9 protein-coding genes and 1 tRNA gene are annotated in these 11,897 nt (G+C 74.5%); 1 reads left to right on the top strand and 9 read right to left on the bottom strand.

The annotated features are described in order from the left end of the window. Window positions 1-26 precede the first annotated feature (26 nt). From ACWD4P_RS03125 to ACWD4P_RS03115, 3 genes are all read right to left on the bottom strand, one after another. Window positions 27-1,688 carry a long-chain fatty acid--CoA ligase gene (locus ACWD4P_RS03125; RefSeq protein WP_359828821.1) on the bottom strand — a complete coding sequence of 554 codons (1,662 nt, stop codon included), beginning with the start codon at window positions 1,686-1,688 and terminating at the stop codon, window positions 27-29. Between the two features lie 217 nt (window positions 1,689-1,905). Then, window positions 1,906-3,171 (bottom strand): hypothetical protein, encoded by a 1,266-nt coding sequence (locus tag ACWD4P_RS03120; protein WP_449778381.1) that lies wholly within the window; start codon window positions 3,169-3,171, stop codon window positions 1,906-1,908. Between the two features lie 45 nt (window positions 3,172-3,216). Continuing rightward, window positions 3,217-4,089 (bottom strand): glycoside hydrolase domain-containing protein, encoded by an 873-nt coding sequence (locus tag ACWD4P_RS03115; RefSeq protein ID WP_359828818.1) that lies wholly within the window; start codon window positions 4,087-4,089, stop codon window positions 3,217-3,219. A 152-nt stretch (window positions 4,090-4,241) separates the two neighbouring features. On the opposite strand from ACWD4P_RS03115, the gene ACWD4P_RS03110 reads away from it, so the two are divergent. After that, the gene (locus tag ACWD4P_RS03110; protein ID WP_359828816.1) at window positions 4,242-5,309 is read left to right on the top strand and encodes an EamA family transporter; all 1,068 of its coding nucleotides are present in this window, start codon (window positions 4,242-4,244) and stop codon (window positions 5,307-5,309) included. A gap of 43 nt (window positions 5,310-5,352) precedes the next feature. Here ACWD4P_RS03110 and ACWD4P_RS03105 read toward each other — a convergent pair whose 3' ends face one another. From ACWD4P_RS03105 to ACWD4P_RS03080, 6 genes are all read right to left on the bottom strand, one after another. After that, window positions 5,353-6,165, bottom strand: coding sequence for a pyridoxine/pyridoxamine 5'-phosphate oxidase (locus ACWD4P_RS03105; RefSeq protein WP_359828815.1), 813 nt, complete (start codon window positions 6,163-6,165; stop codon window positions 5,353-5,355). A gap of 530 nt (window positions 6,166-6,695) precedes the next feature. Beyond that, window positions 6,696-7,025 (bottom strand): hypothetical protein, encoded by a 330-nt coding sequence (locus tag ACWD4P_RS03100; protein WP_449778380.1) that lies wholly within the window; start codon window positions 7,023-7,025, stop codon window positions 6,696-6,698. A gap of 483 nt (window positions 7,026-7,508) precedes the next feature. Continuing rightward, window positions 7,509-8,873 (bottom strand): FAD-binding oxidoreductase, encoded by a 1,365-nt coding sequence (locus ACWD4P_RS03095; protein ID WP_449778379.1) that lies wholly within the window; start codon window positions 8,871-8,873, stop codon window positions 7,509-7,511. 138 nt (window positions 8,874-9,011) lie between these two features. Then, entirely contained in the window at window positions 9,012-9,839 is an 828-nt protein-coding gene (locus tag ACWD4P_RS03090; RefSeq protein WP_449778378.1) for a MerR family transcriptional regulator, read from the bottom strand. Window positions 9,840-9,968: 129 nt separating this feature from the next. Continuing rightward, window positions 9,969-10,056: transfer RNA gene (locus ACWD4P_RS03085), tRNA-Ser, on the bottom strand. A gap of 63 nt (window positions 10,057-10,119) precedes the next feature. Continuing rightward, window positions 10,120-11,883, bottom strand: coding sequence for a S1C family serine protease (locus ACWD4P_RS03080; protein ID WP_449778377.1), 1,764 nt, complete (start codon window positions 11,881-11,883; stop codon window positions 10,120-10,122). Window positions 11,884-11,897: the final 14 nt, after the last annotated feature.

Raw genomic sequence — 11,897 nt, 5'->3', positions numbered from 1 at the left:
ACGCCTCGACGGTCACGCCTCGGCGGTCACTCCTTGCCGAGCACCGTGACGTCCAGTTCGTCGGCCGCGTAGCCGGCTCGGATCACCTTCTTGTCGAACTTGCCGACCGAGGTCTTCGGCACCGACTCCACGATCGCCCAGCGCTCCGGCAGCTGCCAGGAGGCGACCCGCTCGCCGAGGAAGGCCCGCAGTTCCTTCAGCCCCACGGTCGCGCCCGGGCGCAGCACCACGGTGGCCAGCGGGCGCTCGCCCCACTTCTCGTCCGGGACGGCGACCACGGCGGCCTCGGCCACGTCGGGGTGGGCCATCAGGGCGTTCTCCAGCTCGACCGAGGAGATCCACTCGCCGCCGGACTTGATGACGTCCTTGGCCCGGTCGGTGAGGGTCAGGTAGCCGTCGGCGGTGATGGTGCCGACGTCGCCGGTGCGCAGCCAGCCGTCCTCGGAGAACTTGTCGTCCGGGCGGACCGGGTCCTGGCCGGCGCCGCCGTAGTACGCCCCGGCGATCCACGGGCCGCGCACCTCCAGCTCGCCCGCCGAGACGCCGTCGTGGGGCATCCGCTCGCCGCCGGGGCCGATCAGCCGGGCCTCGACGGAGGCCGGGAAGACCCCCTGGGTGATCCGGTACGGCCACTCCTGCTCGGGGGTGAGGCCGCCCGGCGGCTGGGCGAAGCAGCCGAGCGGGGAGGTCTCGGTCATGCCCCAGGCGTGCAGCACCCGGATGCCGTGGCGCTCCTCGTAGGCCTTCATCAGCGAGGGCGGGCAGGCGCTGCCGCCGATGACCACCATGCGCAGGCTGGAGGTGTCGTAGTCGCCCGCGTCCAGCTCGTCCAGCAGTCCGGCCCAGATGGTGGGGACGGCCGCGCTGACGGTCGGGCGGACGGCGGCGATCATCTCGGCCATCGGCTTGGGCTGGAGGAAACGATCCGGCATGAGCAGGTTGGCGCCGGACATGAACGCGGCGTGCGGGATGCCCCAGGCCTGGACGTGGAACATCGGGACCACCGGCAGCGCGGTGTCGCGCGGGGTGAAGGCGAAGTTGTCGCCGGTGTTGACCTGGAGGCAGTGCAGGTAGACCGAGCGGTGGCTGTAGAGCACGCCCTTCGGGTCCCCGGTGGTGCCGGAGGTGTAGCAGAGCACCGCGGCCTGCCGCTCGTCGATGTCCTGCTGCCAGGGGTACTCGGTGGGCCGGCCGGCGATCAGCTCGTCGTAGTCGTGCACGCCGCCCGCGAAGCCGGCCAGCACCGAGCGGTCGCCGGGACCGCTCACCACGATGTGCTTGAGGGTCGGCGCGAGGTCCGGGAGGACGGCGGCGAGCAGCGGCAGGACGCTGCCGTTGACGATGATCACGCGGTCGGCGGCGTGGTTGACGATGAACGACAGCTGCTGGGACGGCAGTCGCAGGTTCAGCGTGTGCAGCACGGCCCCCATCGAGGGGACGGCGAGGTACGCCTCCAGGTGCTCGGTGTTGTTCCACATCAGCGTCGCTACGACGCTCTCCTCCGCGCAGCCGAGCTCGTCGCGCAGGGCCCAGGCGAGCTGGGCGGCGCGGGCGCCGACCTCCGCGTACGTGCGGGTCACCGGGCCCGTGCCGTCCCAGGTGGTCACGGTCGACCGGCCGTGGATCGTCGATCCGTGCTCCAGGATCCGGGCGACGGTGAGCGGTACGTCCTGCATCGTGCTGAACACGGGTCCTCCTCGACCTGGCGGCACTGGGGGCTGCGCCTGCGACACCTACCGGGCGGTAATGCGCGCGGACGTGCCCGATTGTGCCGCCCCCACCCCCCGCTGTCAGTATCCCGGCCCAGTTGCACGGATCACGGATTCGTCCCGGTTCCGCCCCCGGTGCCCCGAGGGCCCGTTCTGCCGGTCGTCGCGCCCCCCGGGGACGACCGGCGGGCAGGCCTCAGGGGAGGTCCGGGCGGACGAGGCGGAGGGAGTTGGCGGGGTCGGGGGCGTAGGCCGGGTCGAGGGTCCAGCCCTGTTCGGCGGCGATGGCCAGGGCCCGGTGGGCCCCGGCGCCGCGGTAGGTGGCCCGCTTGAGGTGGATGCGGTGCGCGGGGGTGCGGGTGGCGGAAGCGGCGGGGGCCGCGGTGCCGGCGGCGGCGGAGCGGATGCGCTTGGTGTCGCGTTCGAGGATGCGGCGGATGTGGCGGTCCCAGGCGGCGGGGCTGTTCGTGAACTCGGCGCGGAACGCGCGCGGGCCGACCGTCCAGCGGGCGCCCCAGCGGTCCCAGTAGTCGGGCTCCGGGCGGCTCACCCAGAAGGTGAGCAGGCCGTACACCGGGACGTAGACGATCTGGAGCAGGAAGACGAAGGGCAGCAGCGGCGCGAAGCGGACCGGCTGCGGCCCCCACGGGGTGCCGGGGGCCGCGGGCGGGCCCTGCGGGGAGGGCGCGTCCAGGGTGGCCGGGGCGGGGAAGTGGCGGGCGAGCCGGACGTGCCCGGCGTCGGTCCCGGACGCCACGCCGTGCCAGCCGTGCCGCTCGGCGAGCCGCACCACGCCGGCCGCGCCGAGGCCCCGGTAGAGCCGCAGCGCGAGCCGGGTCCCCACCACCCGGCCGAGGTCCGCCTGCAGTTCGCCGTCACCGGCCGCGTGCGCGGCCTCGGCGGCGGCGATCCGGCGCGCCAGGACCGGGGCGACGTAGCGCTCCCAGTCCTCCGGGCGGCCGGTGAGCTCGGCCCGCAGCCGGCGCGGCGGGATGAAACTGCGGTTGACCTTCAGCCAGCCGTCGGAGCTGGGGCCGGACCCGCCGACGTTGTCGGCGAGGATCAGGACGACGAGGAGGAGCACCAGGCCGAGGATCCAGAGCGGGGCGTAGATCCACTGGAGCAGGAACTGGATCAGCACCGCCAGGCGGTTGCGGCGCGGCGCGGGGCCGGGGAAGCCGCCGGCCGGGGAGCCCTGCGGGCCGCCGGGGAGGCCGTTCGGGAGGCCGTTCGCGGGCTGCGGCGGCACGGGCCGGGCGTACGGGTTCTGCGCGTACGGATTCCGGGAGTACTGCGGCTGCGCGTACTGCGGCTGCGCGTACTGCGGCTGCGCGTACTGCGGCTGCGCGTACGGGTTCCGCCCGTACTGCGGCGCGCCGTGCGGCGGCTGCCCGTACGGGTGCTGCCGCTGCGGCGGCGCGCCGTGTCCGCCGGTGGCGCCGTACCCCTGACTGTCGGCCATGCCGTTCCCCCCGTGCTCGATCGGGGGTCACCCTACCCGCGGGTCTCAGCCGGCGGTCGGGCCGTCCACGTGGTTGCGGTCGACGGTGAGGGTGGCGCCGCCGAAGGTCTCCTCGACGTTGCCGTGGTACTGGTGGACGCGCTGGTGGAAGCTCCAGAGGTCGGGGGCGAGGCCGCCGGAGCCTTCGGTGTCGGCCTGGCCGTCCCAGCGGGCGTACCAGAGCGCGTCGGGCATCGGGGAGCTGCCGGCCCGGGCGGCGGCGGCGAGGTCCGCGATGCCGGAGTCGAGGCTGGAGTAGAAGCCGGAGCGGTAGCCGGCGGCGTGCAGGCCCGCCGTCCAGCCGAGGGTGAAGTCGACCACGGCCTGGCCGCAGGCCGCGTCGCGCATCGGGTAGGCCTCGATGTCCAGGTAGACCGGGCTGCCCTTGGCGAGACCGAGCGCGCGCAGGGCCCGGGCGGCCTCGCCCGCCTCGTCCCGGCCCTGCTCGGCGGCCCTCGCCGGGTCGATCCGCTTGGGCTTGTGGCTCGGGTCGGCGCACGGCGCCTGCAGCCCGACGTGCACCGGCAGGAACCGCCAGCCCAGCGCCCGCACCTGGCGCACCCACTCGGCGGTGAGCCGCGGCTGGCTGCAACCGCGCTGGGAGCCGCTGGTGTAGATGCCGACCGCCCCGTACGGGGAGGTGTCGCGCCAGGCCTTCAGGGTGTCGAGCGGTGGTGCGGTACAGGCGTCGAAGGCGGGGCCGCGCCAGGTGTCGCGGGCCCGCGGCGGGCCGGACCGGTCGGGCAGCGTGACGGCCCGGATGCGGGGGGCGGCGAAGGCGGCCGGGACGGTGGCTTCGGCGTCCACGCCCGCCCCGTCGGTGGCCAGCAGGAGCACGAGGGCGGCGGCGAGGAGGGCAACGGAGCGGAGATGGCGCACCCCGCCTTGATACTGACGGTCCGTCGGGCTTCGGTGGCAACCACGCCGCAGCGCCCTCGGGAGTCCACCCTTTCGGACGCACCCGTCCGGATCCGTCCCGATTTTTGTAACGAGCTTGCTGGTTCATCACTCCTTACGGCAAACTCACGAATATGCCCACCTCCCATACCAGCGAAACCCCCGCAGCCTCGTCGTCGGCCGCCGCCGTCGCCGAGGCCCTGGCCATGCCGCCCTCCCCCAAGGGCGAGCCCGCCGGCGAGCGGGGGAGCCGGCGACGAGGCGGGGCGTCCGGACCCGCGGCGCCACCCGAAGTCCACGCCGGCCGGTCCACCGGCCGGTTCGGCAAGGTCCTGCGGCGCCCGGAGAGGATCCCGGCGCCGCTTCTCTGTCTGGTCGCGATGTTCCTGGTGCAGACCGGCATCGCGCTGTCCAAGCCGCTGTTCGGCCCGCTCGGGGTCAGCGGCACGACCTTCCTGCGGCTGAGCTTCGCCGCCGTCATCCTGCTCGCCGTGACCCGGCCGAAGCTGCGCGACAAGCGCCCGCGCGACCTCGCCGCGGCCGCGCTGCTCGGCATGGCCTCGGCCGGGATGACCTTCCTGTTCGCCGGGGCCATCGACCGGCTGCCGATGGGCACCGCCGCGACCATCGAGTTCCTCGGCCCGCTCGCCGTCGCCCTGGTCTTCGCCCGGCGCGCCAGCCACCTGCTCTGGGCGCTGCTCGCGGCCGCGGGTGTGGTGCTGCTGACCCTGCTCGGCGAGGGGGACGGCGGCGGCTCGCTCGACCCGGTCGGCCTGCTGTACGCCTTCGGGGCGGCCGCCTGCTACGCCGTGTACATCCTCTTCACCGACAAGGTCGGCGCGACCTTCCAGGGGTTCCAGGGCCTGGCGGTGTCGATGACGGTCGGCGCGCTGACGCTGGCGCCGTTCGGACTCGGCCAGGCCTGGCACGGACTGACCGCGCCCGACGCCTCGCCGGTGGCGCTGCTCGCCGCGGTGGCCGGGGTGTCGCTGCTGCTGCCGGTGATCCCGTACGCGCTGGAGATGACCGCGCTGCGGCGGATGCCGCAGCGGGTGTTCAGCGTGCTGGTCAGCCTGGAGCCGGCGGTCAGCGCGCTGGTCGGGCTGGTGGTGCTGGGCCAGCTGCTGGGCCTGCCGCAGCTGGCCGGGATCGGCTGCGTGGTCGCGGCCAGCGTGGGCGCCACGCTGACCGGGCGACGGTAGCCCCCTTCCGCTCCCCTTCCGCCCCCGGCGCGCCGGGGGCGGACTACGGCCAGAGCAGGGTGCGCGACCACTCCGGCGAGCTGACCGGGCCGGTGCGGGTGTAGCGCAGCCGGATGTGCCGACGCTGGGCGTCGCCCTGCCAGAACTCCACCTCGTGCGCCCACAGGGTGTAGACGGCGTGCCCGGACGCGACCGCGTCCGGGTGCGTCTCCAGCCGGCGGCGGGCGACCGCCACGGCTTCGTCGTACTCGGCGAACGAGCCCAGCGGCTCGCTCTGCCTCCCGACCAGCGCACCGACCCGGGCGGCGGGGGAGCGGGTGGCGAACTCGGCGGCGGCGACCAGGTCGGCGGCCCGCTCGACGGTGCCGCGCACCCGGACCTGGCGGCCCAGCTGCGGCCAGTAGACGGTCAGCGCGGCGGCCGGGTGGTCGGCGAGCTGACGGCCCTTGGGGCTGTCGGCGTCCGCGGAGAAGTTCCAGCCGGTGCCGGTCGCGTCGACGTCGCGCAGCACCAGCACCCGGGCGTCCGGCATGCCGTCGGCGTCGACGGTCGAGAGGGTGAAGGCCTGCGGGTCCAACACGCCGGCGTGCAGCGCGGTGGCGAGCCAGTCCGCGAACAGCGGGCCGGGCCGGACGGGGGCGGCCTCGTGGTCGAAGGACGGCAGCGGGCGGGCCATCGGCGGGCGGCCGAGCAGCAGTTCGGGGACGGACCGCGGGCCGGACCGGTGCTCGTGGAGCGGCTCGGCCGACGGCTCCGGGCACGCCTGCGCGGCCGGCTCGGTGGCCGGTTCCGTGGCCGGCTCCGGTGCGGAACCGGTTCCGTCCGGGCCGGTCAGGCCTTCCTCCTCCGCCGCCATCGCGCGCCCTTCCTTCCGTTTGCCGCGATCGCCGCCCCGGCCGGGCCTTCCTGGCCCGGGCACGTGGGTGCGCTGTCGGAGCGCAACCGTACCGCCGTCCGCCGACGGGCCCGGGCGCGGGCCCTCCGTGGACGGATCCGGGCCGGTCGGCGGGGGTACGGCGGCCGGTCGGGCGGGAAATCCGGGGCGGAGGCCGAGCGGACCGGCGCCGGACGCACTCGTGGGCGGTGCCGATGGCGGCACCGCCCACGAGACCGGTTTCGCGGTGACCCTTTCCGCCGGCCGGTCGAATGCGTCTTCCCTCTGGTGTTCCCTGTGGTGATCCCTCTGGTGCGGTGTGGCGTTGGCTGCGGTGTGTCGGTGGCCCGGTGTCCGTCGCGGCCGTTCCGATCCCGGCCGGGCCCGTCCGCGGCTGCTCAGCTCACCCGCGGACACCCACGTCCGGCGCCCCCGCCGTTCGTGGTGCCCGGTGCCGCCCCCGGCCGTGCGGCCGGGGAGTCGATCGGTCGGCCGGTCGGCCGGTCAGTTGGTCAGTTGAAGGTCGGGGCGACGACGACGTTGATGTCCTTGTTGCCCTGGCCCGCCTGCACGGTGCCCCCGTTGTCCTTCACCGCGAGGGTGTTGTCCTGGTTCGAGGCGCCGGGGCCGGTGGCGGTCTGCTGGGTGGAGACGTAGTTGCCGTCGACCCCGCCGAACGCGTTGCCGGTACCGGTGTTGGAGACCACCCCGGTGTCGGAGCCGGGCTCGGCGGCCGCGCCGTCGTCGGCGGCGGCAGCCCCGGCCCCCGCCAGCAGCAGGCCGGCCGCGAGTGGGCCGGCCAGCAGGAGCCCGGCTGTTCGGCCGGGGTGGGTGCGTGCCATGGGTGCCTCCAGGAAGCTGCTTGTCGCGCGATGGTCGATCAAGGTGCGCAAGGTCCGTCCGCCGGACGAACGCCTACGGGCTGCGACGCCGGGAGACAGACTTCCGCAACAAATCGACAAAGCGCCAGCCCGCGCGGCGAATTTCGCCCGTTCGCGTGATATCCGAACAGATCGCGCATAGCAGCTCGAATTGCGGAACCACGGGCGCCACACCCCGGCTGAGCTGGGGATTCACCCACCGGACGACCGGCCGGGACACCCTCGGCGTCGGCGCACCGGTGTCACACGATCCGCTGGGCGCACCACCCCGGCGCGTACGAACGGAAAACGCGCCCCGAGAAAGTTCGCTCACCCTCCCGTGTCGACTTTTCGAGCCATTCACAGACCATCGGACGATCACACCGCAATGGGAGGGGTGTCGACGCGGAGCGGCCGCCGGGGTGCCTCCGGGATGCCGGCCGGATGACTCCGGGAGCGGGTGGATCAGATCATCTTCCCGGGATTCAGGATGCCCAGCGGATCGAAGACCGTCTTCAACTGCCGCTGCAACTCCAACGCCACCGGGCCCAGCTCACGGGCCAGCCAGTCCCGCTTCAGCAGGCCCACCCCGTGCTCCCCGGTGATCGTGCCGCCCAGCTCCAGCCCGAGCGCCATGATCTCGTCGAAGGAGCGCTGGGCGCGGGCCGTCTGCCCCTCGTCCGAGCCGTCGAAGATGACGATCGGGTGGGTGTTGCCGTCCCCGGCGTGACTGACCACCCCGATGGTCAGCCCGTTCCGCTCGGCGATCACCGCGACACCGTTCAGCATCTCCGCCAGCCGGGAGCGCGGCACGGCCACGTCGTCGATCATCGTGGTGCCCAGCCGGTCCAGCGCGGGCAGCGCCATCCGCCGGGCCGCCAGCAGCAGATCGGACTCCGCCTGGTCCTCGGCCGGCACCACCTCGGTCGCGCCGGCCTCCCGGCACAGCCGCGCGGCCCGGGCCAGCTCGGCCACCCGGTCCGGCCCGTCGAAGGCCACCAGCAGCAGCGCCTGGGTGGACTCCGGCAGCCCCATCCGCCCCAACTCGTTGACGGCCCGCACCGAGACCGCGTCCATCAGCTCCATCAGCGACGGGGTCAGCCCGCGCGCCATCACCTCGCAGACCGCCGCCCCGGCCGCGTCCGCGCTCGGGAACTCCGCCGCCAGCGCCAGCTGCGGGGCGGGCGCCGGCCGCAGCGCCAGGACCGCCCGGACCACCACGCCGAGCGTCCCCTCCGAGCCCACGAACAGCCTGGTCAGGTCGTACCCGGCCACGCCCTTCGCCGTCCGGCGGCCGGTGGACAGCAGCCGCCCGTCGGCCAGCACCACGTCCAGCCCGAGCACGTACTCGCTGGTGACGCCGTACTTCACGCAGCAGAGCCCGCCCGCCCCGGTGCCGATGTTGCCGCCGATCGTGCAGGACTCCCAGCTGGACGGATCCGGCGGGTACGAGAGGCCCGACTCCTCGACGGCGCGGGAGAGTTCGGCGTTCACCACGCCGGGCTCGACCACCGCGATCCGGTTCACCGGGTCGATCTCCAGGATCCGGTTCAGCTTCACCAGCGACAGCACGACGCAGCCGTCCACGGCGTTCGCCGCACCCGAGAGACCGGTCCGGGCGCCCTGCGGCACCACCGGGACGTTCAGCGCGGTCGCGGTGCGCAGCACGTGCTGCACCTGCTCGACCGTCTCCGGGAACACCACCACCGCGGGCTGCCCGGCCGCGCAGAAGCCCGCCATGTCGTGGCGGTACGCGGCCGTCACGTCCGGGTCCACCACGACGGCCCCGTCCGGGAGGCCCTGCGCCAGTCGGTCCGTCAGATCACCCATCGCCGCCTCCGCACGCCGCCCGCCCGCCTCCACCTCCGCACTCTGCCCGGACGGCAGGGACCGGGCAAGTGGGCCGCGGCGGGAGGACGGAGGCGGAGGCGGGCGGGGCGCGCCCCCGGCCGGGCAGGCGGAGTACGGCTACCGCCGGGCCACCGGCTCCTGGATCTCGGTGACCCACCCCGCCGGGTCCTCCGGGCACTCCAGGTACAGCTCCCGGGCGTAGCCGGCCGAGCGGTAGCCGTTCTCCTCGATGAAGCGGGCCAGTTCCTGGACCGTGCCCAGCACCCCGTCCATCGCGCCGCGGTGCACGATCGTCGCCGCCTCCTCGACCGGCGGCAGGTCGACCACCTCGAAGTCGTGCGCCTCCGCCCGCACCGACGGGCCGACCGGGACGGCCGCCCGGACCAGCACCGCGCCGTCGCCCTCCGGCGCGTCCTGGTAGTGGGCGACGGACGGCCCGGTCGCCTCGACCCCGGCCGCCGCCAGCCGCCGGCACAGCTCGGCGAACAGCGGCCCGATCACCGGCCCGATGTCCTCCGGTTCGTAACTCGCGGCCACACCGGACAGTTGGGCCACCCGGACGGGCGGTACCGGCTTCACCACGACATCGTGTGCGGACATGGTCCCCTCGCTCTCGATCGTCCGGAGCCTCGCCTCCACCCGGGCCAGCCGCAGCTCGTCGGCCGCGATCGCCTCGGCGAGCTGGGCCCGCCGCAGCCGCAGCATCCCGCGCAGCTCGGCCGGGTCCACCCGCTCGTCCAGGACGGCCCGGACCTGCTGCAGGGTGAAACCGAGCTCCTTGAGCGCGATCACCCGGTTGAGCCGGGCCAGTTGGGCCGCCTCGTACGAGCGGTACCCGGTGACCGGGTCCACCCGGGCGGGCCGCAGCAGTCCGATCGCGTCGTAGTGGCGCAGCATCCGTACCGACACCCGGCCGTGGCTGGCGAAGTCTCCGATGTTCAACATGGTGCGACCACTCCATCCCCTGCCACGGTGTCAGGGTCAACCCCCGTCGCCCCCCGGCCCCCGGAAAACACCGAGGGCGGGTGCCGAGCGATCTCGGCACCCGCCCTGAGCAGGTGGTTCTCCTACCGGCGGAGAGCGTGGGATTCGAACCCACGGTACGGGGTCACCGCACGACAGTTTTCAAGACTGTTCCCTTAGGCCGCTCGGGCAGCTCTCCAGGCGGAGGTCAGCCTAACGGGTCCGGCGGGGTTCGGCGCACACGTTTCCGCGCGGGAGGGGGCTACTGGTCGCCCTCGCGCTGGCCGAGGGTGACCTTGGTGTTGAGGGTCTGGCCGTTGCGGGTGTACTCGACGTCGACGGTCTCGCCGGGCTTGTGCGTCCAGATCCGGCTGACCAGGGCGGGACCGTTCTCGATCGGGACGCCGCCGAGCTTGGTGATGACGTCGCCCGGCTTGAGGCCGGCCTTGTCGGCCGCGCCGCCGGGGGTGACGGCGGGCTGGCCCTGGATGTCCTTGGTCTGGATCTGCGCGCCGTCGCCCTTGTAGTCGTCGTTGCGCAGCACGTCGAGCTTGGCGTAGACCGGCTTGCCGGTCTTGATCAGGGTGTCCGCGACCCACTTGGCCTGGTTGATCGGGATGGCGAAGCCCAGGCCGATGCTGCCGGCCCGGCCGTTGGAGGAGGCGTTGGACTGGATCGCCGAGTTGATGCCGACCACCGCGCCGCCGGAGTCGAGCAGCGGACCGCCGGAGTTGCCGGGGTTGATCGAGGCGTCGGTCTGGAGGGCGTTCATGTACGAGGCCTGCGAGCCGGTGTCGTCGCCGGAGGCCACCGGGCGGTCCTTGGCGCTGATGATGCCGCTGGTGACGGTGGACTCCAGGCCGTACGGCGCACCGATCGCGACGGTGGCGTCGCCGACGTTGACCTTGTCGGAGTCGGCGAGCGGCAGCGGCGCCAGCTTGCTCTTGGGCGGGTTGTCGATCTTGACCACGGCGACGTCGTAGCCCTCGGCGTGGCCCAGCACCGAGGCGCTGTACGAGCTGCCGTCGGCGAACTTGACGGTCAGTTTGCCGCCGTTGAGGGTCGGCGCGACCACGTGGTTGTTGGTGAGGATGTGGCCCTCGGTGTCGAAGACGAAACCGGTGCCGGTGCCGGACTCGCCGTTGCCCTGCGCCTTGATGGTGACGACGCTGGGCAGCGCCTTCTGCGCGATGGCGGCGATCGAGCCGGGGACGGGCTCGTTCTTCTGGGTGTCGCTGGCCTGGACGGTGGTGCTCCGGTGGTCGTTCGAGGAGCGGGGGCCGTCGTTGCGGTCGACGACGGTCACGCCGAGCGCGCCGCCGGCCACACCGGCGACCAGGGCGACGGCCGCGATCAGGCCGACCAGGCCGTTGCGCTTCTTGCGCGGGGCGCCGGGGCCGCCCGGACCGCCGGGGTAGTCCGCGGGGTAGCCGAGCGGGCCCGCCGGACCGCCGGGGTAGCCCGCGCCGCCGGAGGTGGAGTCGTGGGCCGGGCCCCAGCCGCCGACCGGCTGGCCGGCCCCGAAGGGGTGGTGGCCGGGGGCGGCGTGCGCGGCGCCGTACCCCTCGTGCGCGCCCGCGGCGGGGACACCGTGGGTCGGGGTGGCGTACGGGTTGCCGGCCGGCGGCAGGGCCGGGGCGGCGGGCGCGGCGGCGGCCGGGGCCTGCGGGGCGGGCGGCAGGACGGGCGGCGGCGCGTCGATGTAGCCGGTGGCCGGGTCGACGGCCGGCTCCTCGACGACCGGAGCGGCGGGGGCGACGGGCGCCGCGGGCGCCTCCGGTGCGGGCACCTTGGTGAAGGCGACGGTCGGCTTGTGGCCGCCCTCGGCCGGAACGCCCCCGGTCTCGACGGGCGGCGCCGACTCGGCGGCGGCCTCGGCCGCGCCCGCCTCCGGCACCCGCCGGAAGGCCATGGTCGGCTGGTGCCCGCCCTGAGCGGGGCCTTCGGAAGCGGACTCGGCCGCCCCCGGCCCGGCGGGCTGCTCCCCCTGCGGCCCGACGGGCCCAACCTCGCGCTCGGTGCTCACGGACGACCTCCATA

This window comes from Kitasatospora sp. NPDC002543, assembly GCF_053594915.1.
This window is presented reverse-complemented; position numbering and strand designations above follow the sequence as displayed.

Bases quoted from the DNA above. Each gene is read 5' to 3' on its own strand.
- ACWD4P_RS03120 (WP_449778381.1), bottom strand. From the start codon at position 3,171: ATGGCCGACAGTCAGGGGTACGGCGCCACCGGCGGACACGGCGCGCCG.
- ACWD4P_RS03110 (WP_359828816.1), top strand. From the start codon at position 4,242: ATGCCCACCTCCCATACCAGCGAAACCCCCGCAGCCTCGTCGTCGGCC.
- ACWD4P_RS03105 (WP_359828815.1), bottom strand. From the start codon at position 6,165: ATGGCGGCGGAGGAGGAAGGCCTGACCGGCCCGGACGGAACCGGTTCC.
- ACWD4P_RS03100 (WP_449778380.1), bottom strand. From the start codon at position 7,025: ATGGCACGCACCCACCCCGGCCGAACAGCCGGGCTCCTGCTGGCCGGC.
- ACWD4P_RS03095 (WP_449778379.1), bottom strand. From the start codon at position 8,873: ATGGGTGATCTGACGGACCGACTGGCGCAGGGCCTCCCGGACGGGGCC.
- ACWD4P_RS03090 (WP_449778378.1), bottom strand. From the start codon at position 9,839: ATGTTGAACATCGGAGACTTCGCCAGCCACGGCCGGGTGTCGGTACGG.